The sequence below is a fragment of the Isoptericola sp. NPDC055063 genome, from assembly GCF_053608125.1.
In genome coordinates this window covers 359247-381335 of record NZ_JBSGUW010000002.1, presented here as the reverse complement: position 1 = coordinate 381335, position 22089 = coordinate 359247, and the positions used below count along the sequence as shown (strand labels likewise).

The window sequence follows — 22089 nt, the reverse complement described above, 5'->3', positions numbered from 1 at the left end:
GCTCCACCGTGAACACTCCTGCCACGCCGTCGGGCACCACGTCGCGGGCACCCGCCGGGCGCGAGCTGCCCCTCGGCGCGATCACCCCGCGCGGCTGGCTGCGCGACCAGCTCCGCCTCCAGGCCGACGGCCTCACGGGACAGCTCGAGAAGATCTGGCCCGACGTCGGCCCGACCAACGCCTGGCGCGGCGGCGTCGACGGCGAGGACTGGGAGCGCGGCCCGTACTACCTCGACGGCCTGCTGCCCCTCGCGCACGTGCTCGAGGACGAGGGGCTGCTCGCGCAGGTGCAACCCTGGGTCGAGGCGATCCTCGCCTCCCAGCGCGAGGACGGCTTCTTCGGCCCGGCGACCAACGACGACTGGTGGCCGCGCATGGTCGCCCTCAAGGTGCTCACCCAGCACGCGGACGCCACCGGCGACGAGCGGGTCGTGCCGTTCCTCCAGCGGTACTTCCGCCACCAGCTGGAGCACCTGCCGGGCCGCCCGCTGCGCTCGTGGGGACGGGCGCGCGGCGCCGACAACGCCCTGTCGGTGTGGTGGCTGCACCACCGCACCGGGGAGGAGTGGCTCCTCGACCTCGTCGACGTCCTCGACGCGCAGACCATCCGCTGGGACGACTACCTCGGCGGCGACCTCATCACCGGCGCGGCGCGCGTCTTCTCGCACCGCATCCACGGCCCGAACGTCGCGATGGGCCTCAAGAAGGGCGCGGTCGACTGGGTGCGCGACGGCGACGACGCCCACCGGGCCGCCACCGAGCGCTCCTTCGCGAACCTCGACCGCTGGCACGGGCAGGCGCACGGGTGGTTCTCCGGCGACGAGTGGCTCGGCGGCCCGGAGGCGGCGGCCGGCATCGAGACCTGCCAGGTCGTCGAGATGATGTTCACGTGCGGCGTGCTCGCCGCCACGTTCGGCGACGGCGTGCACGGCGACCGGCTGGAGTCGCTGGCCTTCAACCTGCTGCCCGCGTCGTGCGACCCGCGCATGCTGGCGCACCAGTACCACCAGCAGGCCACGCAGCTCGAGGTGTCCGTGGCACGCCGCGACTGGTCGTTCTCCTCCGACGACGCGAACCTGTTCGGCCTCGAGCCGCACTTCGGGTGCTGCACGGCGAACCTCCACCAGGGCTGGCCCAAGTTCGTCCGGAACCTGTGGATGCGGGCTGACGACGGCGGGCTGCGCGCCGTCGCGTACGCGCCCGCCGTGGTGCGCACCGACGTCGGGGGCGATGCGGTGCAGCTGACCGTCCGGACCGCCTACCCGTTCGAGGAGACCATCGCCGTCGACGTCGTCACCGACCGCGCCGACCCCTTCGACCTGCAGCTGCGGGTGCCCGGCTGGGCGACGTCGTTCGAGCTCACCGTGGACGGCGAGGCCGTCGACGCCGAGCCCGTCGGCGGGTACGTCACGCTGCACCGGTCGTGGGCCGGCGGCGCCGAGGTGCGGCTCGTGCTGCCGATGGTCCCGCGCGTCGTGCGCCGGGCGCGCCAGGCGGCCGCCGTCTTCCTCGGCCCGCTGTCGATGGTGCACCCGCTCGGCGAGAACTGGGTCGAGGTGCCGGGCGCGCCCGGCCTCGGGGAGTGGGAGGTCCACCGCCGCACGTCGTGGAACAAGGCGCTCGCGGACGTCGCGCATGCCGCGTCCTGGGAGGTGGAGCGTGCCCCTGTCCGCGAGGTCCCGTGGGGCCTCGCCGGCCCGCGGCCGGGCGAGGGCTCGCCGGTGAAGGTGCACGCGCCCGGTGCCAGGGCCACCGAGTGGCGGGCGCAGGGCGTGGACGCGCCGCCCCCGCCGCCCAGCCCGCTGCTGGAGCGCGGCGCCGGCGACGACGTCACCCTCGTGCCCTACGGCGTCGCGCGCCTGCGGGTGGCGGAGTTCCCCGTCGTCGGGAGCTGGGCCGACCGCGACGACCCGGACGACCCGCAGTACGCCTCCGAGGGATGACGACGACCGGGGCCACGTCCGGCGGCGACGGGCCGCCCCTCGATCCGGTGCTGCGACGGATCCTGGAGGCGGCCGGCCTGCCGGCGACGGGACGGTTCGAGGCCAGGGCCGGCTGGGTGAGCCGCGCGTGGGTCGGCGACGACGTCGTGGTCCGGCTGAACACCGACGCACGGTTCCGCGACGCCTACCGGCACGAGGCGCGGGTGGTCGGCCTGCTCGCCGGCAGCGGGGTCCCGCACGCCCGGCACCTCGGCCACGGCGATGGCCCGGACGGGCCGTGGTACGTCTCCGAGCGGCTGCCCGGCCGGACCCTGTACGACGCATGGCCGACGGCGGACGCGCGCACGCGCCGGTCGATCGTCGAGAGCCTCGGCGCGGCGCTGCGCGCGCTCCACCGCGTCCCCGTCCCCGCCGACCTGCTGCCGCCCTGGTTGGCGGGTGCGCTTGCCGGCGGGCCGTGGCCGGCGTTCCACCCGCCCGTGGTGGGTGCGGCCCTTGAGCAGGTCGAGGCCGCCCGCCGGCGGCCCGAGCACGACCTGCGCCTGCTCGCGGACGCCGAGGCGTGGGTCCGGGAGCGGCTGGTCCTGTTCGCCGCCGACCGGCCCGTCCTCGTCCACGGCGACCTCCACGGCTCGAACCTGATCGTCGAGGGAGGGCGGGTCACCGGCCTGATCGACTTCGCGGAGGCGGTGGCCCAGCCGGCCGACGCCGAGCTCGACACCATCCTCCGCTGGTGCGCGAGGGCGCGAGAGTTCCCGCCCACGCCGGACGACCGCGGGCTCGACGCGGCCGCGCTGGCCGAGGTCCCCGGGTGGCTGCGCGGCGCGTACCCCGAGCTGTTCGAGCGGGAGCACCTGCGCGAGCGGCTGAACTTCTACGACATGTACGGGGAGCTCACGCTGGCCGCGCACCACCCTCGGCCCGGCGACCGTGCGGCGGCGCGGGCGCGCATCGCACGCCTCCTCGCCGGCCACAACCACCTGGACGGGCTCGTCTGGTAGGTGGTCGCCACGCGTGACGAGGCCCCGGCCCCGGGGGGAGCCCCCCGAGGCCGGGGCCGACGTCGTCCTCCTGTCAGGTGGTGGGGGTCAGGGCAGCGGCTTCAGGTCGACGTCGTAGACCGAGGTCTGCCCCGCGACGATGGCGGCCGTGCGGACGACGGGGATGAACCCGTTGGCCGCGGCGACGAGCTGGAGCGGCCCGTTGGACCTGGGCATCCAGTACGCGTACTTCCCGTCGGCGCCCGTGACGAGCGTCTTGTCGTACGCCTTGCCGTTCAGCTGGACGACCGCGCCGTCGAGCGGGTCGCCGTCCCCGGTGACCGTGCCCGCGACCTTGCCCCAGCCGGTGGGCGCCTTGACGGTCATCAGCGCGGCGACCGTGGGTGCCTCGTACGGGGTGTCGCCCTTCGCCGTGATGACGGCCGAGTACGCGCCCGGCTGCTCGACGTCGGCGGTGAGGGTGACCGCGGCCTGCACGTACGCCCCCGGGGCCAGCGTGAGCTCGGGCGGCTGGACGTCCAGCCACTCGATGCCGCCGCCCCCGCCGGCCGTCTCGCCCGACACGTTCATGACGATGTGCATGTCGGGGTAGCCGATCTCGGCGGTGTCGGTCGGCTCGGGGATCGAGCACGACTCGGACCGGAGGTAGGACGGCGCGGTCTGACCCGCGTCGTTCGAGCCGATGAAGAACCAGCCGCCGGCCGGGACGTCGATCTCCACGACCAGCGTGCCGCCCTTCGGCACGCTGCCCTCGACCGGCACGGACACGACGGTGCCGCCCGCGTCGGTGCCGACGGTGGTCTCCGCGCTGCCGACGAGCGTCATGTTCGCGTACGCGAGGGCGCCGTCGAGCGTGTACAGGTTGACCGTCAGCGGCTGCGCCACCCGCGCGGCCTCGACCGCGAAGGACACGTTCTTCACGTCGAACCCGCTGCCGATGCCGAAGTCGCTCAGCGTGAAGGTGCGCAGGTACGCGTTGTCCTGCGTGGTCACCTGGTTGCTGCAGGCCACCGAGTTGTTGGCGACGATGTCCTGCGACGCCGAGTGGGTCAGCGTCGTCTCCGCGAGGGGGACGGCCGCCAGGTCGGGGCTGACGGTCCCGGTCTTCGCGCCGGACGTCGCGAACGAGCCCTTCTTCCCGTCCGCCGTGCCCAGCCCGGAGCCCGCGGTGCCTCGCGCCGGCTTCGCCGGCTCGGGGATCGTCGCGGTGTCGGTGACGTGGTTGATCACCGCGCCCGTCGACCCCGTCGTCCCGAGCATCTCGAAGTCGCCGCCGCTCGCGCCGAGGGAGACGTTCACCGGCTCGGTGCCGGTGTTCGTCACCCGGAACGCGCGGGACGCCGTGCCGCCCATGCCGAGGGCGGCCGAGACGCTCTCCTTGTTCACCGCGAGACGGCCCGCGCCGAGCGCGACGTTGCGCGTCACGACCTGGCCGTCCTCCGTGAGGGCCGCGTTGCGGGTGGCTCCCGCGTACGCGTCCTTCGCGTAGGTGATCCCGTACCGCTCGAGCGGGAGCCGGGCGGTGTAGGTGCCGTCCGCGCCCGTGGTCACGACCGTCTCGTCCCCGTCGTCCTTCGACGTGATCGTGACGGTGGCGTCCTCGAGCGGGGCGCCCGTGTTGCCGTCGGTCACGGTGCCCTTCACGGCGCCCATGCCGGCGACGTCGTACGTCACGGACAGGCCCTCGTGCACGACCGGCGCGTTGTACGAGAACTGGGACGCCGTGGCACCCGTCGCGTCCTCGATGCCGATCGTGGCGGAGTCGCCGCGAGCGGTCGCCGTGTCGGTCACCGCGCCGTAGCCGAGGATGATGCGGCCGTCGGCGAGGAGCGTGGCCGAGAAGTTCACGCGGTCCGTCTCCGGCCGGTACTTGCGGAGGTTGCGCCACTCGACGACGAACCCGTCGACGCCGTCGACGGTCGTGGCGCCGGTGTAGACGCCCGACTCCGCGTCCGCGTACATGTCGTCCCAGAACGGGTAGATCGCGCCGTTCGGGGCGGCCGCGCTCGGCAGGGCGCCGTTCGTCAGGCTGGTGGACGACGTCAGGAAGTTCAGGAACCCGTTGGTCGTCACGAACGCCGAGTCGTACGACTCGCCGTAGAACGGGAAGCTGAACGGCAGGTCGACCGAGGCCGCCTTGTCGTCGCCGGTGAGCTCCAGCAGGGTGTCGCCGGCCGCGACCCCGGCGTCGCCGGTGGTGCAGTAGTAGCCGTAGCCGTCGAGCAGCCGCTTGAGGGTGGCGTTCACCGTCTCGTCGCCGTCGACGACGACCTCGGTGCTGAACGGCGCCGCGCAGGTGCCCGCGGAGACGCTCAGGGTGTACGTGCCCTCGGGCACGCCGGCGAGGGAGTACCTGCCGTCGTCGCCGGTGGTGACGGCGTCGAGCGGCCCCGAGAGCGTGACGACGGCCCCCGCGGTGGGCGAGCCGTCCTTCTCGGTGACCGTGCCGGAGACCGTGTGGGTCGGCGCTTGCTGCAGGGTGATCGGCAGCGTGACGGTCTCGTCCACGGCGACCGTGACGTCCGTCGCCGCCGACGGGAGGTACCCGAAGGCCGTCGCGCTCACGGCGTAGCCGCCCACGGGCAGCTCCGCGGCGAACGCGCCGTCCGCGTCGGTCGACACGGTGCGGTCCCGCGCGCCGTCGAAGGTCACCTCGGCACCGGCGACGGCCGCGCCGTCGGCGTCCGTGACGGTGCCGGAGACGATGCCCGTCTCGCCCACGGGGGCGGCGTCGAGCAGCGCCATGACGTCGAGCTTGCCCTCGCCCCAGACGTTGTTGTCGTCGGCGGTGCCGCCGCAGGTCGTGTCGTCGACGTCGACGGCGGCGCCGTCGAGCAGGGCCTGCGTCTCCTCGACCTGACCGACGAGGCTCGGCGCCGCGCTCCACAGCAGCGCGACGGCACCCGCGAGGTGCGGTGCCGCCATCGACGTGCCGTTGTACGACGCGTAACCGTTGCCGGGGACGGACGAGCGGACGTTGACGCCGGGGGCCGAGATGTTCGGCTTGATCCCGGAGTTCTCACCGGTGCCGCGCGACGAGAACGCCGCGATGCTGCCCGACGAGTCGAACGCTCCCACGGAGTAGGTGGCCTCGTTCGCGCCCGGCGACGACGTGGACCGGCAACCCGGCCCCTCGTTGCCCGCCGACCACGTGCCGAAGATGCCGGCCGCCTCCCAGGCGGCGATCTCGTCGGCCATGAAGTCGTCGATGGCACCCGCCGCGTCCAGGCCCCACGAGTTGTTCACCACCTGGGGACGCTGGGCGGGGTCGGGGTCGCTGCCGTCCACCTTGGTGGGCGCGAGCACCCACTGGCCCGACTCAAGCAGGTCCGCGTCCGAGCAGGACGAGCACCCGTTCGCCGCGATCCAGTCCGCGCCGGGGGCGACGCCGATCTGGTTGCCGGCGCCGTCGTCGCCCACCATGGTGCCCATCGTGTGGCTGCCGTGGCCGTCGGTGTCACAGGGGGAGTCACCGGCGCAGGCGTTCGACGAGTCGAACCAGTTGTAGTCGTTCACGATGCTGCCGTCGGCCTGCAGGCCGCGGTAGTGGGGGGCGAGCGCCGGGTGGTCGCCCTGCACGCCCGAGTCGATGTTGGCCACCGTGATGCCCTGGCCGGTGTAGCCGAGGGCCCAGGCGTCGTCGGCGTTGATCGCCTGCAGGCCCCACTCGACGGACTGCGTGCTGCGGTCCGGCGCCTTGTCCCGCTCGACCGGCTCGACGAGGTCGAAGGTGGTGGGGGCGCTGATCCGGGCGACCTCGGGGGACCGCGCGAGCGAGGTGGCGAGGGCGTCGTCGCCGTCGCGCACCAGGATGCGGTTGGAGATCCAGAAGGTCTCGTAGTCGGTGCCCGCGGAGTCGAGCGCCTTGAGGAGGTCCGCCTGCGACCGGTCGGCCACGGCGGTGAGGGTGTCGTAGACGTACTGCCCGCGCTCGTCCCAGTCGGCGATGTCCTTCGCCGCGCCGAGGTCGGCGGTGTCGGTGAGCTCGAGCCAGAAGTCCGCGGGGCCGGCGTCGAGGTCCTTCTCGACGGCGGTCGCGATCTTGTCCTCGGGGTCGGGCACGGTGCCCGACGGGGCGAGAGGCGGATCGGCGGTGGCGGCGAACGCCGGCGCCACCCCGGCCGCGGACGTGGCGAGGAGGGCGAGGGCCGCGCTCGTCGCGACCCACCCCCTCCTCGTGCGAGTTGATGAGTGCACGCTTCCTCCCGGTGGGGAGTCCCCGGGTACGGGGACGTCGTGACGGGCGCCCGGTCGGGGCCCACCCTCCAGGTCAGCCGTGGATCCTCCGGCGGACAAGGGCGGGCGGCGGCCAGTTCCCGGTCAGTCACGGGGCAGCTCCGGGTCGGCCCCGGGCATCCGTCGGCGGGCGGTGCCGCCTGAACTCTGATAGGCACCTGGGTAAACGGTGTCCACGACCTCATCGGAGCACGTGTCGGACGGAGGACGGCAATGCCCCACGAGAACCCGGTCGAGCCGGTCGGTGGTTACGTCCTGTGCATCGGCCTGCCCCTGCAGCGCGTCGGCGAGGTGGCCCGCCTGCTGCGCGGGAAGGTGGCCGTGATCGCGACCGCCGACACGGACGGCGCGCGGCTGCTCCTCGGGCCGCCCGCCGCCGGGGTGATGCCCGACGACGGGTCGTCGCACGCGCTCGAGGTGCACGCCCGCGCGCCCGCGGTCGAGCCCGACCAGGAGCGTCCGACGTCGCACGTCGTCGCCCTCGCCCCCGAGGCCGGGCAGGGCGACGACGTCCTGGTCCCGGGCGGGCGGGAGCCGGGCCGCACCACCCCGGACGTCGCAGGGCGCCGGTTCGCGCCGCCGTCCACGGCCGAAGACGAGGCCGACCGGGCGCGCCGGATCGTGCTGGGCAAGCTCGCCGTGGACCTGGCGGCACGGGAGGTCACGGCCGGCGGGGTGCCCGTGCACCTGTCGTTGCGAGAGTTCGACCTGCTGGCGGCGCTCGCGTCCGCGCCGGACCGCGTCTGGTCGTTCGCCGAGCTCACCCGCACCGTGTGGCGCACGGGCTACCTGGGCGACCCCGACCCGGTGACGTCGGCCGTCAAGCGTCTCCGCAAGCGGCTGCGGGTGGTCCCCGACCTGCGCGTGATGTCCGTGCGCGGCATCGGCTACCGGCTACGGGTGCAGGGTTGACCGGCCGGATTGACCGGTCGGATTGACCGGTCGGGCTGACAGGCCGCCGTCACACCGCGTTCACACGGCGGTCCGTCGGCGTCACGCGCCCGTGACCATCCACCGGTCCCCGCGGGCCCGCAGCCCGGTGGTGAGGGCGCGGGCCAGCATGAAGACGCCGGCGAAGGCGCCCCACAGCCACGCCAGGCCCACCGCGCCGTCCGGCGCCCAGGCTCGCACCGCGAGGGCGAAGGGCACGTAGACCACGAGCGTGAGCATGCCCGCCCACGCCAGGAACCGGCCGTCGCCGGCGCCGATGAGGACGCCGTCGAGCACGAACACCCAGCCCGCCATCGGCATGAGGACGCCCGTGACGACCAGGCCGGCGGTGATCGCGACCCGCACGTCGTGGTCGGCGGTGAACAGCGGGGCGACCCACCACCCGGAGACGGCGAACACGACGCCGATGACGACGCCCGCGCCGACGCCCCACTGCAGCGAGCGGCGCAGCACGGCGCGCACGCGGCCGACGTCGCCCGAGCCGAGCCCGTGGCCCACCAGGGCCTGGCCGGCGATGGCGAGGGCGTCGAGCGCGAAGGCGGCCAGCCCCCACAGGCTGTTGACGACCTGGTAGCCCGCGAGGGCCGTGGCCCCGAGGCTGGTGGCCACCGCGACCGTGAGGAGGATCGCGAGGCGCAGCGACGCCGTCCGCACGAAGAGCGGCGCGCCCGCGCGGGCGTTCGCCCAGATGCCCGCGTGGTGCGGCCGCAGGGACGCGTGGTGCCGGCGGGCGCCGCGCACCACGACCGCCGTGAGCACGGCGGCCATGGCGAGCTGCGTAGCCGCGGTGCCGATGGCCGAGCCGGCGATCCCCAGGCCCGCGCCGTACACGAGGACGACGGACAGGATCGCGTTGACGGCGGCGCCGGTCGACGCGACCCACAGGGGGGTGCGCGTGTCCTGCAGGCCGCGCAGCACGCCCGTCGACGCCAGGACGACGAGCATCCCGGGCAGCCCGATCACCGACCAGCGCAGGTAGACGGCGGCGTAGCCGGCGATGTCGGCGCCGGCGCCCATCGCGCCGACGGCCCAGTGCGCCCCGACGGCGAGGAGCGCGGCGAGCGCGACGCCGAGGCCGAGGGCGAGCCACATGCCGTCGACGCCCGACTGGAGCGCGTCGCGGGTGCGGCCCGCGCCGACGAGCCGGGCGACGGCGGCGGTGGTGGCGTACGCGAGGAACACGCACAGGCCGACGAGCGTGACGAGGAGCGTGGAGGCGACGGACAGCCCGGCGAGCTGGTCGGTACCGAGGTGGCCGACGACCGCGCTGTCGACGAGGACGAACAGCGGCTCGGCGACGAGGGCGCCCAGCGCGGGCAGCGCGAGGGCGAGGATGTCGCGGTCGATGCGGCGCCGGTCGGCCCTGTGGACAGCGGCGCGGGGCGAGGCGTCCGGCGTGTGACCGTCGGGAGGCGTCGGTGAAGGAGGGGTGGCGCCGGGGTGTCCGGAGTCCGGATCGGGGGTGCGGTGCACGTCACCCAACTTTCTTCTCCTCCACAGCCTGAGGGTAACGACGCCGCAGGTCAGCGGCCCGCCAGAAGTTGTACACAGCCGATATCCCCAGTTGTGCACAGGGCTTTCCACCGCCCGTGCACAGGCTCGACCACCCTGTCCACAGGTCGGTCCACACCTGTGTCCACAACGGCCGTTGCGCAGGGTCGCGGGCGCGCCTAGCGTCGTCCGCGGTGTCAGTGCCCCACGGTAGAACGTGGACCTGACAGCGGGAGTCGATGTCCGGTGACGGACCGGACGCCGGCGACGGCGGGGGAGCGGGGTGGGCATGTCGATCGAGGAGCTCGAGGCGGGATATCAGGGGGCGTCCTCCGGCGCCACCTTCGACCGCACACCTCCTCAGGACGTCGCCGCCGAGATGAGCGTGCTCGGCGGCATGCTGCTCTCCAAGGACGCGATCGCCGACGTCGTCGAGCAGATCCGCGGCAACGACTTCTACCGCCCCGCGCACGAGGCGATCTACGACGCCATCATCGACCTCTACGGTCGCGGCGAGCCCGCCGACGCCATCACGGTCGTCGCCGAGCTCACCAAGCGGGGCGAGCTCACCCGCATCGGCGGCGCCCCGTACATCCACGACCTCATGGCCGGCGTCCCCACCGCGGCCAACGCCGGCTACTACGCGCGCATCGTGCAGGAGCGGGCCGTGCTGCGCCGCCTCGTCGAGGCCGGCACCAAGATCGTGCAGCTCGGGTACGCCACCGACGGCGGCGACGTCGAGGGCATCGTGAACACCGCGCAGGCCGAGATCTACGCCGTCACCGAGCGCAAGACCTCCGAGGACTACCTGCCGCTCGCCGAGATCATCGGCGGCACCATGGACGAGATCGAGGCCGCCGGGAACCGCGGCGAGGGCATGGTGGGCGTGCCCACCGGCTTCGCCGACCTCGACCGCCTCACCAACGGCCTGCATCCCGGGCAGATGATCGTCATCGCCGCTCGACCTGCCATGGGCAAGTCGACGCTGGCCATCGACATCGCGCGGGCGGCGTCGATCAAGCACGGGCAGTCGTCCGTGGTCTTCTCGCTGGAGATGAGCCGCAACGAGATCACGATGCGTCTGCTGTCGGCGGAGGCGCGCGTGCACCTGCAGAAGCTGCGCAACGGCTCCATGGGCGAGGACGACTGGCAGAAGGTCGCCAAGGTGATGGGCCGCGTCTCCGAGGCGCCGATGTTCATCGACGACTCGCCGAACATGTCGCTGACCGAGATCCGCGCCAAGTGCCGGCGGCTCAAGCAGAAGCACGACCTCAAGCTCGTCGTCATCGACTACCTGCAGCTCATGACCTCCGGCAAGAAGGTCGAGTCTCGACAGCAAGAGGTCTCGGAGTTCTCCCGCGCGCTCAAGCTGCTGGCGAAGGAGATCGGCGTCCCCGTCATCGCGCTGTCGCAGTTGAACCGTGGTCCCGAGCAGCGGCAGGACAAGAAGCCTGCGATGTCGGACCTTCGTGAGTCCGGCTGCCTCACGGAGGACACGCGCATCCTCCGCGCAGACACCGGCGCGGAGACGACGATGGGCGAGCTCTTCGCGCTCAACGCCAAGGACGTGCCGGTTTGGGCACTGAACGAGCGGCTGCAGTACGTGCGCCGCCACCTGACCCACGTGTTCCCGACCGGTGTGAAGCCGGTGTACCGGCTGCGGCTGGCCTCGGGCAAGGAGATCGAGGCGACGGCGAACCACCCGTTCCTCACCTACGAGGGCTGGACTCCGCTCGGCGAGCTCGAGGTCGGGTCGCGCCTCGGCGTGCCGCGCCACGTGCCGGGTCCGGAGCGCAACGCGGAGTGGGACGACCGGAAGGTCGTGGCGATGGCGGAGCTCCTCGCTGCTCGCTGCGACGTCGAGACGCGCGTCCCGACGCCCGCGTTCCATCTGCCGAAGAACCAGATCGCACTATTCGTCCGTGAACTTTTCTCGCGTATGGGCAACGTCGTAGTCGCCGACTCGGACGAGGGCACCGGTCGTGTGTCGATGCGGTCGGGTGATCGACGGTTGCTCGACGACGCCGCACGTCTGCTGCTGCGTTTCGGTATCTCCGCCCGCATCCTTGGGACGGGCGCGGCCGGCTGGCGGCTCGACGTCGCGGGGACTGACAGCGTCCGGCGGTTGCTCCAGGAGATCGGCATCGAGGGCCATGACGACTCCGCAGCCGATCTGCTTCGCCGGGTCAGGACTGCCGGCCGGACCAACCTCGCCGAGCCCCGACCCATCTGGGACGAGATTCGCGACGTGCTGGCGACGAGGTCGGCCTCGGGGACCAGCGCAAGCGCCCCGGCCCTGCAGACCATCTCCCGAGTGCTGGACGAGGACGACCTTGAGATCGATGCCGTCAACGACCTGCTCTGGGAGGAGGTCGTCGCTATCGAGCCGCTCGGTGAGAGGCAGGTGTTCGACGCCACCGTGCTCGACACCCACAACTTCATCGCCAACGGCATCGCCGTCCACAACAGCATCGAGCAGGATGCCGACATGGTCATCCTGCTGCACCGCGAGGACGCCTACGAGAAGGAGTCCCCCCGCGCCGGCGAGGCGGACCTGATCGTCGCCAAGCACCGTAACGGCCCCACCGACACCATCACCGTCGCGTTCCAGGGGCACTACTCACGGTTCGTCGACATGCAGTCCTGACGCGTCCTTGTTGACGTGCAGCCTAGATTGCAAAATGCTCCACCTTTGTTACAAGCGCCTGGAGGGAGTTTCGTGGTGGGGGTCCACGCGCTCAACGCCCTCGTGGTCGGGGTAGTGGGGACTGCTGCACGGATAGGTGACACCTGACCTGTGGTGCCTGTGGGTGCAGTGTCTCGACATGCCCCCGTGCACATGTCGTGTCGGACCACCGGAGGCTTCCTTGTCCTGGAGTCGGCACTCGACTTGGCGTGACGCCGGCCCGCGATCTCGTGGCGATTTCGTTTCACCCGAACTCCGTAGCGAGATTCGCGACTGATGTCGGGTGGCTTCCCTACGATCCTGGTGTGCCCGGAAACGTCCTGCCGCTGCCCCCAGGCCCTCGCTTGCGCCCAGGCCAGAACCTTCCCATCCAGACCCTCGCGCCTAGCTTCGATCCGGACCGGCACCGGGTCTACTACGACTTGCTCGAACGGGCGATCGGTGCAGATGGGGTGCGCAACGTCGCCCTGACCGGCGCGTACGGCACGGGCAAGAGCAGCGTGCTCGAACACCTCGATAGCGAGCACGGGGCCCGCGTTGTCAAGCTCTCCTTGTCGACGATCGCCCCGGAGTTGCACGACGACGACTACAACGCGATGGGCGAGGCGTCAACCGGTCGCCATGCGCGCACGAATCAGATCCAGAAGGAGATCGTCAAGCAGTTGCTGTACCGCCTTCCGCCCGAGAAGGTCCCACACTCGCGATTTCGCCGAGTCAGCGTGCCGAGCACGCGGCGTGACCGGTCGATCGCCGTGGGCACCGGAACGGCGGTCTTCGTCGTCTTGTTCGGTCTTGGTCTGCTGCAGCCGATGGTCGAGTCCCTTCTCCCGACGCTCTGGCGCCAGATCGTCGCCTACCTGCTGCTGCTCGGCCTCTCCGTTGCACTCGTCTGGGCTGTTCTGCTGGTCGTCCGCGCCCGGCCGGCTGTCAGCGCCTCGGTCCAGACCGGCCCAGCGACCGTCACCCTGTCCAGGCAGTCCGACTCGTACTTCGACGAGTACCTCGACGAGATCGTCTACTTCTTCCAGGCGAGCCGCCGGGACCTCGTCGTCATCGAAGATATCGACAGGTTCGAGGACGTCCATGTCTTCGACACCTTGCGTGCGCTGAACGGCCTGCTCAACAGTTCCGATCAGATCGGGCGCCGGATCGTCTTCGTCTACGCGATCCGTGACAGCGTCTTCGACCACATCGGCGGGGAATCAGAGGACGGCACTGAGGAAGGCCCGGGTGATCAGAACGACCGGGCGAAGACAACACTCAAGCGCGCGAACCGTACAAAGTTCTTCGATGTCATCATCCCCGTCGTGCCTTTCGTCAGCGCCGATAACGCCCGTGACGTGATGACTGACGTCATGGCCAGCGCCGACTTCGAGATTGACCCCGCCCTCATCCGACTTGCCGCACGCCACGTCGCCGACATGCGCTTGATCCGCAACATCCGCAACGAGTTCGAGATCTATCGCAACCGCCTGGTGGTCCCCGCCGACCACATCCCCGGCATCACCGACGACCTCGTATTTGCTGTCGTCCTGTACAAGAACACCCACCTGACGGATTTCGAGAAGATCCGCTACCGCGAGAGCGCGCTCGACCAGCTGTACTCGATCTGGCGCGACCTCGTCCGCCACAATCTGACCGCCCAGTCGAACGAGCTGGTGCGCTTGCGGCGCGACCGCCGCCTCAGCGCGACGAGGGATGCACGCGCGGCCAGCCTTGGACGGCTCCTTACGGCCTTCTCCGAGACGCTGCACGAGGGTGCTGCCGAGGGCTCCACCTCCGGGTCAGCAGAGCTCGCCGGGCCCGCAACAGACGACAACGTGCAAGAAGTTCAGACGTGGGCGACGATCGCGGACGGAGCCCGCCAGCAGATCATTTTGAAGGCGTACCGCTCCGGATCGGTCACATTGTCATTCAGTCAGGACCAGCTCGCGGGGCTTCTCGGGGTGCCCATCGACCAACACGAGTGGGATACCCGCGATGAGGAGAAACTCACCGCGCAGATCGAGGACGCTGAGGCGAACCTACGCTTCTTGCGCCACCATGTCTGGGAGGGCCTCTGCGCGCGAACAGAATTCCGCCTTGACGCCTCCTCCCTCGAGCTCACCGACTCCTCCGGCCGGGAACTCGACGGAGAGCAGACGTTCGACGCGGTCGTCGACGCGGTCCTTCACTCGGACTTGGCCCGCGAGCTCGTTCGTCACGGATTCCTCACGTCTCACTTCGCGCTGTACGCGTCGAGCTACTACGGCAACCACCTGGGACGCGATGCGCTGGAGTACATCCGCCGCTGTATCGAGCCGGGCGAGCCCGACGCGACCTTCACGCTCAGCTCGATCGATGTTGAGCAGATCCTGCGTGAGCAGGGCGCGGACAAGAGGGACGATGCCGCCCTGTTCAGCGACGCCAGCATCTACAACGTCAGCATCCTCGACTACTTGTTGGCCCAACGCCCGCAGGCCGCGGCACGGGTCGCCCGCCAACTGTCGCGCCGTGGGGACAGCGACGACGACTTCCTCCACACATACATCCAGCAAGGGAGCCACCCCGGAACCTTGTTGGCCCTGATGTCCCCGCACTGGAAGGGCGTCGTCCGCTACGCCGCACTCGACGCGCCCATCGACCCGGACGACCGACCAGCGCTGCTCGACGCGGTGCTGCGGTCCATCCCGAACGACGACTTCGACGTCGATCACCAGCTCGGGCATGTACTCACCGGCATGTACCGCGAGATCGCCGTCATCTGCAGGCCGCAATCTCTAGAGCAGGCGCGCACGGTCCTGAGCCTCGCCCGTGCCAGCGGTGCGCGCCTCGAGTCTCTCGAACCACTGAACGCCGCAGCCCGCGATGTCGCACTTGAGTTCCGGCTGTACCCAGTCACCGAGGAAAACCTCCGGATCCTCGTGCCGGAAGGCAAGATCGCACTCGACATCGTCCAGACGACCAGCACACACGCCTACCAGTACGTACTCGACCGGCTCTCGGACTATCTCCTACTCGTCGACACGGTCGAGCACATCGACGTGATCGCGAGTACCGAGAGATTTGCCGCGGTACTCAACGACATCGCCAAGCAGAACGACACCCAGAACATCCACGCCTTCGTCAGCCGCTGCGAACCCGAGTGCCGCGTACCGAACCTTGGGGATGTCGACCCGGCGGCCTGGCCCGAGCTCTGCTCAAGCCGACGTACTGACCCAACCTGGACCAACACAACCAATTACCTCAAGCACCACGGCATCGACCGCTCGATCTCCGCGCTGCTTACAAAACACAAGAAGATCACCGATGCCGACGGCCAGTCGCTCGACGACCGAATCGAACTCGCCGTCACCGTCCTGAACGCAGGCGAGCTCATCTCTTCGCCGACGACGCGCGTCTCGCTCGCCGCAAGCCTCAAGCCCGGAGCGGTCCCCGCCACAGACCTCGAGCCGGAGGCTAGCGACCTCGTCGCGAAACTCCTGCGCAAGCGCCTCCTAGCCGACGACAGCGCGACCTTCGCCGCCGGCATCCTCACCGACTGGGCAGCGCACGAGGCCGCGATCGCCGCATCGAGGAAGTACGCGACATTCGTTTCTTCCGCGATCCTGCCTCCCGGCGTGCTGCCACGCTTTATCCGCAGCGCCACGATCGATGGGTCCGTCCGACTTGCCGTCGTCCGGCGCCTGCCAGAGTTCCTCGCCGGCGCGAACGGCACACAGGTGCGTGCGATCGCCGATGCCCTCATCGACAAGGGATGGCGCCTCGGCTACCGCAGTCTCGAAGCGCTCAGGGCCGCTGGTGCCAACGCGACCCAACTCCTCCGGCTCATCCAGGCGCGGGGAGCGGATCTGTCGAACGACGACCTCAAGGCGCTGTTGGTGGATCTGGGAGGCGACTACCGCCGGGTGGGCCAGGGTGGCAGCGGGCGGCCTACATTTGCCGTCACGCCCGCCCACCGGTACGTCCTAGACCGCCTCGTCGGCGACACGATCCGGGAGGTCAAGGCGCAGACGTTCAAGACCAAGGGAGCGAAGTTGGTCGTGCTCCTGCGCTAGCCGGATGCCTAGACCAGATCTACCTCGGCGAAGTCGCGCTCGATCTGGGCGCGCGAGTCCAGCAGGAGTGGGAGCAGGGTGGAGGGCAGCCGGTCCGCGAACAGGTCTGCCTGGCGTGCCTACCTCTACGGACTCATGGCCGGCGGCCGCGCCGTGCAGATCCTGTCCGACCAGCTTGCGCGCACCAGGAAGTCATCGACAGCGGCAGCCGCTGACCAGGCATGATGCAACCTATCTTGCGCAAGCCCTGCGACACGCCCGCAGTCGTGCAAGGTAGAGCGGCGTGTCCGTGCAATCTGCGCTGCACGTCGACAGTCCTGCTGTCGTTGTACAGCCCAGATTGCAGATCGGTCCACTTTTGACAAGGCAGCCGAAGACCAGGCCCCCATCGTCGAAGCCGTAGCCGGGCTGACCTATGAGGAATTCGACGCGGACGTCCGTGTCGTCAGCGGTCGACTCGCAGGGCTGTTCGCCTCGTGGTGCTCGCCTCGGACTTGATCCGTGGGGCTGCCGGCGTCCCCCCGAGCCCTCTGCTTTCGTTTTTTTCGAGTTAGGCTGGCGGCATGAGCGTCGTCATAGAGCACACCGTGCTGCCCCCGGCGGCCGGCTCCACACTGTCGGATCTGTCGGCGGTGCTTGAAGAGGCTGGCTCGTCTGCACTCGTGGGTCCGGACGGGTCGCAGATCGAGCTACCCGTCGAGGTGTTCGTGGTGCTGCGCGATGCGGTGCGCGCGATGGCTCACGGCCAGGCTGTCACCCTTGCTCCTCATGACACGGTGATGACGACCCAGGCCGCCGCGGACTTCCTCGGCATCTCGCGGCCGACGCTGGTGCGGCTCCTGGAGGACGGGGATGTTCCGTTTACACGCCCTGGTCGGCACCGCCGAGTGCGACTCTCGGATCTGGTCGAGTATCAACAGCGGTCGAGGCGCGAGCGGCGAGAGGTCTTGGCCGAGCTCTCTCGCGAGGCCACGGCTGACGGAGCCGGCGGCGACGGCTTCGACGCGACTCGTTGACAGATGTCGTTCCCAGTCGTTCTGGACGCATGCGTCCTGGTCCCTCACCCGCTGTTCGACACGCTTCTCCGGCTGGCCGATACGGGCATGTTCCGGCCGCTGTGGACGCTGCAGATCTTGGACGAGGTTGAGCGCACCCTGATCGACAAGCGTGGGCTCGCTCCGGCGAAGGCGCGCCACCGGATCCGGCAGATGAGCCGCGCTTTCCCCGAAGCGCTCATCGAGGGATACGAGGACCTGATCCCCGCCATGACCAACGACCCGAAGGACCGACACGTACTGGCGGCGGCCGTCAGGTCCGGGGCGAGCGTGATCGTGACCGCGAACCTGAAGGACTTTCCGATCGCCTCGATGGAGAGGTACGAGATCGAGGCAGTTCATCCTGACGCCTTCCTGCTCGACCAGCTCGACCTCGACGCGAAGGCGGTGCTCGAGTGCCTGCGTGAGCAGCACAGCGACTACACCGACCCGTCGTTGTCCGTCGCCGAGTTCTTCCAGGCGTTCAGGCCTACGGTCCCGAAGTTCGCGGAGGTGGCGGAGTCGCTGACTCAAGGGTCTCGGGCCGACACGTCTGCGGGACGTTGGCCGGCGTGGCCCCGCGAGCTTCCGTTGCCGCTCGAGGCGCGTACCGCCGCCGAGGCGTTCGCCGCGTTCTTCCCTGAGGGTGAACCCAGCCCGTCAGTGCCACTCGGCGCGGCGTTTCTGTGGTGGAAGGCCCTGCTCGACATCGACCGGTACCGGATGGCGCTCGACAGCCTCACCTTGCACCCGCCGGCATGGGATGACTTCCGTCAGGCCCGCGCCGATCTTGACGGATGGTCGATGGCACAGCGTGTCGACCAGAACGATGAGCACCCCGAGCTGGTTGCTCACGTCCGCTTCATTCCGCCGACGGCAAGCAGCGCGCAGGTGTTCGCGGACGCCGTTCTGCCAGAGGCGCACGTGCTGACGCTCGTCCGGTGTGATGACGGCTGGTGGCGCGCCTGGGGCTTGTCACGCAACCGGTACCCCTCCTACGCCGAGGTCATCGGTTCCAACGCGTAGCCCGCCCGAGCCGGAACCTCCATGTCGCGATCCGGGCGACACGCCCGAGATCACGCAAACCACAGCGGCCGTGTCCGCGCTGCATGTCGACACCTGCAAGCACCATCACGCAGGTGGTCGACCTTCTGTGCAGCAGCTCCCTGAGGGCCTGGCCGGCCGATATATTCCCCGGTCATGACCGACGACCCGTGGAGCCGCATCTTCCTCGCCGTGCACGACGGCGATCCCGGCCCGTGGTGGTGCCCGGTGTGCGACTCCGACGATCCGACGGTGGAGCTAGGCCAGAAGTTCAGGGGCGGCGAGGTGATCCGGACGACCGTGTACTGCCTCAGCTGCACCGCACAGGCGGACGTGCCCGCCTCGCCCCACGGCGTTCGTCCGTGACCGTCGTCGGCCCGACCGCGCCGACGTCGTTCCATCCCGCGACGTGATGAGCGAGGTGTCGCCGACGGGCAGGAGCGTCGCCGGTCGGCCCCGGGTGGTGTGCCTGTGCGGGTCGCTGCGCTTCCGCGACCTGTTCGAGGCGGAGCGGCGCCGGCTGACCGCCCGAGGCGTCATCGTGCTCGCGCCCGAGGCGGTCGACGAGGCGCTGACGCCGGCCCGGCGCGAGGCGCTGGGCGAGCTGCACCTGCGGCGGATCGACCTCGCGGACGAGGTGCGCGTGGTCAGCGCGGGCGGCTACGTCGGGGCGGCGACTCGCCGCGAGGTCGCGTACGCCCGGGCGGCCGGCAAGGTCGTCACCTCGGTGGAGCCCGACCTGGCGGTGTGAGCGTCGCAGCGATCGTCGTTCGTGCTCGGGGCATCCATACTGGCCGGCATGCGGACCATCACGAGCGCACGACTGACCCTGCGCCCCTGGGCGGACCACGACGCGGACTTCCTGCTGGACCTCGAGGCCCGCTGGGAGACGGTGCGGTTCCTCGGTCCGCAGGCGCGGCAGATGACGTCGCGGGACGAGGCGCTCGCGTCGATCGCGCGCCGTCGTGCGCTGGACCATCCCGTGCACGGGATCTGGGCCGTGGCGGACACGGAGACCGGCGCGCTCCTGGGCAACCTGCTGCTCAAGCCGGCCCCCCTCACGCGGGGCGTCACGGGCGACGCCCCGGTGGAGATCGGCTGGCACCTGCACCCGGACGCGCAGGGTCGCGGGTACGCCACCGAGGCGGCGGCCGCAGTCCTTGTGGACGCCGGACGACGCGGCCTGACCTCGGTCATCGCCGTGACCGACCCGCGCAACGAGGCCTCGCAGCGGGTCTGCGTCCGCCTCGGCATGGAGGACCGCGGCCTCACCGAGGACTACTACGACGAGACCAACGTCCTGTTCGTGCGGTCGCTGACCGCGGCGTGGTAGGTACGGAGAGGAAGGAGCGCCTGGCGAAGGCTCGCTCTCGTCAGGACTGGGGCACGACGACCAAGCCGCGGAGGTAGTCGGCGATCACGAGGTCGGGCTTCCCGTCGCCGGTGACGTCGCCGACGGCGATCCCACGGTTGTCGTAGTGCCTCGTCGCGTTGGGGATCCGCGCGGTCTGCGCGCGGCCCAGCAGCCCGTCCGGGCGCTGGAGGAGGACGCTGGCCGTGTTCCAGCCCCCGTGCACGGTGACGAGGTCGCGCCGGCCGTCGCCGTCGACGTCGACGAGCGTGAGCGGCTCGGGCATGTCCACCAGGCCGTGCAGGACGGGAGCGCCGATCGTGCTCGCCCCCGTCTGCGGGTACACCGACGCGCCGGCGTAGGGGCTGTTGGTGGCGCGGGTCGCCGCGATGTCGGCCCGCCCGTCACCCGTGACGTCGCCGACGGCGATCGAGCTCAGGTCGGGCACGTCGGCGATGCGGGTCTCCTCGGAGAAGCCGCCGTCGGCATCCTGGGCGTACACCAGCACGTCGTGGGTGGTGTTGCCGACGACGTCGGTGCGGCCGTCGCCGTTGACGTCGCCGGTGTCGACCAGCCCGCCGACAGTCGGGGAGACGACGACCGGGTCCGTGGCGCCGGACGCGACGTCCAGGTAGGCGACGGTGCGCGGGGTGGCGTCTGTGACCACGAGGTCGCTCCGGCCGTCGCCGTCGAGGTCGGTGGCGACGATGTCGTTCGTCGCCTCGGGGGTGGCGAGCAGGGTCGGTGCACCGAGCGCCCCGCCGTCCTGGAGGTAGATGTCGACGCCGAGGTTCCCGGCGACCGCGACGTCGACGTCGCCGTCCGCGTCGAAGTCACCGGCGGCGGTGCGCATCGTGGCGGCGAAAGTGCCGCCGTGGGACGGCAGCACGGTGGGGACGGCGAGGGTGCCGTCGGGCTGCTGGGCGAAGATCGCGAGCTTGAACCGGGCGTCGTCCTCCTCGCTGGCGTAGCCGCGCGTGGTCAGGAGGACGTCGTCGAGACCGTCTCCGGTGACGTCGGCGACGGCGACGCTGGTCGGGTCGGAGCCGGTGCCGAACGCATGCACCTGGGGCGAACCGAAGTCCACGTCACCCCAGGCGGAGACGACGTCGTGATCGACCGGCGCCGACGCGCTCGCACCGGTGCTCTCCCAGGTGCCGCCGCGGTACTGCGCCCGGAAGACGTGCGGGCCGGCCGTCAGGTCGGTCAGCTGGAACATGGCGTCGTGGTCCCGGTAGTCGATGTCGACGCGCCCCACGTACGCGCCGTCGAGCGTGAACTCGACGGCCCCCTCGAAGAGGACGTCGTCCTGGCCGGGCAGGCTCACGTGGGCGGACAGGACGACGCGCTGACCCTCCTCCGTGACGGCCGGGGACACCGTGAGCTCCGTCGTCGTCGGCGTCCCCGCCGCCACGTACAGCTCGGCCGAGTCGGCGACCGCGATCCCGCGCACGGACCGCACCGTGTAGGTGTACCAGTGCCCCGGCACGATGTCCGCGTCCCTGAAGCTGGAGGCCGTGGTCGTGCCCAGGGAGACCTTCTCCTCGGCACCCGCGGCGCGGAGCACCTCGTAGTGCTCAGCGCCCGCGCCGGGGGTCCAGGTGAGCTCCATGGTCGTGCCCGTGCTGGTCGCTGCCAGGCCGGTCGGGGCGTCGATCGCCTCGGGGGTCGAGGCCACGGCCTCGGCCGAGGGGCGCGAGTACTTGGACCACCCCGACCGGGTCTCCACGACGTAGTAGTAGGTCGTGGCCGGCGTCAGGCCCGAGTCCGTGTAGGTCGTCCTCGCGGCGTCGACCGACGCCACCGTGAGGTACGGGCCGCCGGAGGTGGTCGATCGGGCGAGCCGATACCCGTCGGCCCCCGCGACCGGCGCCCACGCGACCTCCACGGCCGTGGGCTCCAGCGCGTGCGCCTGCACCCCCGCGGGCGGCCCGACGGGCTTCGCCGCCGTGGCGACCGGGGCGACGCCGGCCAGGACGAGGAGGGTGGCGGTGACACCGCAGAGGAACCGCACCAGTCGTGCACCCGGGTGGTGGGAGGGGCGTCGCCCTGACATCTCGCGGACCATGGGGCACCACTCCTCGTCGTCATCGCACCGGGGTCGCCCGTCCCGACGACGTCGGGAGCGAGGCACGACACCGTGCCGCAGCGAGCGGTCGAGAACTTAGCGGACAAAACCCCCGTCGCTCAACGCTTCGGCGGCGCAGCCCGCCGTGGCCCACTCTTGACACTCCATCGGACGGCCGACAGACTCCTTTTGCATAGTTGGCGGCAGAAGTCGCATGGCCGTCGCCGCAGATCGACACCGTCGTCCA

13 protein-coding genes are annotated in these 22089 nt (G+C 70.9%); 10 read left to right on the top strand and 3 right to left on the bottom strand.

Annotated features, from left to right (window positions below; genetic code table 11):
* The first annotated feature begins 8 nt into the window (after positions 1-8).
* Together ACWF41_RS03650 and ACWF41_RS03645 are read left to right on the top strand one after the other, a co-directional pair.
* Complete coding sequence (locus ACWF41_RS03650) at positions 9-1943, top strand: beta-L-arabinofuranosidase domain-containing protein (RefSeq protein WP_380318842.1); 1935 nt, start codon at positions 9-11, stop codon at positions 1941-1943.
* Entirely contained in the window at positions 1940-2944 is a 1005-nt protein-coding gene (locus ACWF41_RS03645; RefSeq protein WP_380318839.1) for a phosphotransferase family protein, read from the top strand. The genes ACWF41_RS03650 and ACWF41_RS03645 overlap by 4 nt, the downstream gene beginning before the upstream one ends.
* An 87-nt stretch (positions 2945-3031) precedes the next feature.
* On the opposite strand, the gene ACWF41_RS03640 is transcribed toward ACWF41_RS03645, so the two are convergent.
* Positions 3032-7141, bottom strand: a complete 4110-nt coding sequence (locus ACWF41_RS03640; RefSeq protein ID WP_380324557.1) for a carboxypeptidase regulatory-like domain-containing protein — start codon at positions 7139-7141, stop codon at positions 3032-3034.
* A gap of 252 nt (positions 7142-7393) precedes the next feature.
* Between ACWF41_RS03640 and ACWF41_RS03635 the strand changes: the two genes are divergently transcribed.
* Complete coding sequence (locus ACWF41_RS03635; protein WP_380324560.1) at positions 7394-8092, top strand: winged helix-turn-helix domain-containing protein; 699 nt, start codon at positions 7394-7396, stop codon at positions 8090-8092.
* An 81-nt stretch (positions 8093-8173) separates the two neighbouring features.
* On the opposite strand, the gene ACWF41_RS03630 is transcribed toward ACWF41_RS03635, so the two are convergent.
* Positions 8174-9478 (bottom strand): MATE family efflux transporter, encoded by a 1305-nt coding sequence (locus tag ACWF41_RS03630; protein WP_380324566.1) that lies wholly within the window; start codon positions 9476-9478, stop codon positions 8174-8176.
* A gap of 433 nt (positions 9479-9911) precedes the next feature.
* Between ACWF41_RS03630 and ACWF41_RS03625 the strand changes: the two genes are divergently transcribed.
* From ACWF41_RS03625 to ACWF41_RS03595, 7 genes are all read left to right on the top strand, one after another.
* On the top strand, positions 9912-12269 hold the full coding sequence (locus tag ACWF41_RS03625; protein ID WP_380324563.1) for a replicative DNA helicase: 2358 nt from the start codon (positions 9912-9914) through the stop codon (positions 12267-12269).
* A gap of 344 nt (positions 12270-12613) precedes the next feature.
* Positions 12614-16345 carry a YobI family P-loop NTPase gene (locus tag ACWF41_RS03620; RefSeq protein WP_380346838.1) on the top strand — a complete coding sequence of 1244 codons (3732 nt, stop codon included), beginning with the start codon at positions 12614-12616 and terminating at the stop codon, positions 16343-16345.
* Positions 16346-16908: 563 nt separating this feature from the next.
* Positions 16909-17361 carry a helix-turn-helix domain-containing protein gene (locus ACWF41_RS03615; RefSeq protein ID WP_380319046.1) on the top strand — a complete coding sequence of 151 codons (453 nt, stop codon included), beginning with the start codon at positions 16909-16911 and terminating at the stop codon, positions 17359-17361.
* A gap of 3 nt (positions 17362-17364) precedes the next feature.
* The gene (locus tag ACWF41_RS03610; RefSeq protein WP_380319049.1) at positions 17365-18405 is read left to right on the top strand and encodes a PIN domain-containing protein; all 1041 of its coding nucleotides are present in this window, start codon (positions 17365-17367) and stop codon (positions 18403-18405) included.
* 174 nt (positions 18406-18579) lie between these two features.
* Entirely contained in the window at positions 18580-18789 is a 210-nt protein-coding gene (locus ACWF41_RS03605) for a hypothetical protein (protein ID WP_380319052.1), read from the top strand.
* Between the two features lie 46 nt (positions 18790-18835).
* Positions 18836-19174 (top strand): hypothetical protein, encoded by a 339-nt coding sequence (locus tag ACWF41_RS03600; protein WP_380319055.1) that lies wholly within the window; start codon positions 18836-18838, stop codon positions 19172-19174.
* Between the two features lie 48 nt (positions 19175-19222).
* Positions 19223-19756, top strand: coding sequence for a GNAT family N-acetyltransferase (locus ACWF41_RS03595; RefSeq protein ID WP_380319058.1), 534 nt, complete (start codon positions 19223-19225; stop codon positions 19754-19756).
* A gap of 40 nt (positions 19757-19796) precedes the next feature.
* Here the strand turns inward: ACWF41_RS03595 and ACWF41_RS03590 are convergent, their stop codons facing one another.
* A complete protein-coding gene (locus ACWF41_RS03590; RefSeq protein ID WP_380319061.1) occupies positions 19797-21788 on the bottom strand; it encodes an FG-GAP-like repeat-containing protein in 1992 nt (663 codons plus the stop codon).
* Between the last annotated feature and the right edge of the window lie 301 nt (positions 21789-22089).

Excerpts from the sequence above, each read along its gene's own strand:
- ACWF41_RS03635 (WP_380324560.1), top strand. The coding sequence starts at position 7,394 with ATGCCCCACGAGAACCCGGTCGAGCCGGTCGGTGGTTACGTCCTGTGC.
- ACWF41_RS03600 (WP_380319055.1), top strand. The coding sequence starts at position 18,836 with ATGAGCGAGGTGTCGCCGACGGGCAGGAGCGTCGCCGGTCGGCCCCGG.
- ACWF41_RS03595 (WP_380319058.1), top strand. The coding sequence starts at position 19,223 with ATGCGGACCATCACGAGCGCACGACTGACCCTGCGCCCCTGGGCGGAC.
- ACWF41_RS03615 (WP_380319046.1), top strand. The coding sequence starts at position 16,909 with ATGAGCGTCGTCATAGAGCACACCGTGCTGCCCCCGGCGGCCGGCTCC.
- ACWF41_RS03645 (WP_380318839.1), top strand. The coding sequence starts at position 1,940 with ATGACGACGACCGGGGCCACGTCCGGCGGCGACGGGCCGCCCCTCGAT.
- ACWF41_RS03610 (WP_380319049.1), top strand. The coding sequence starts at position 17,365 with ATGTCGTTCCCAGTCGTTCTGGACGCATGCGTCCTGGTCCCTCACCCG.
- ACWF41_RS03625 (WP_380324563.1), top strand. The coding sequence starts at position 9,912 with ATGTCGATCGAGGAGCTCGAGGCGGGATATCAGGGGGCGTCCTCCGGC.
- ACWF41_RS03605 (WP_380319052.1), top strand. The coding sequence starts at position 18,580 with ATGACCGACGACCCGTGGAGCCGCATCTTCCTCGCCGTGCACGACGGC.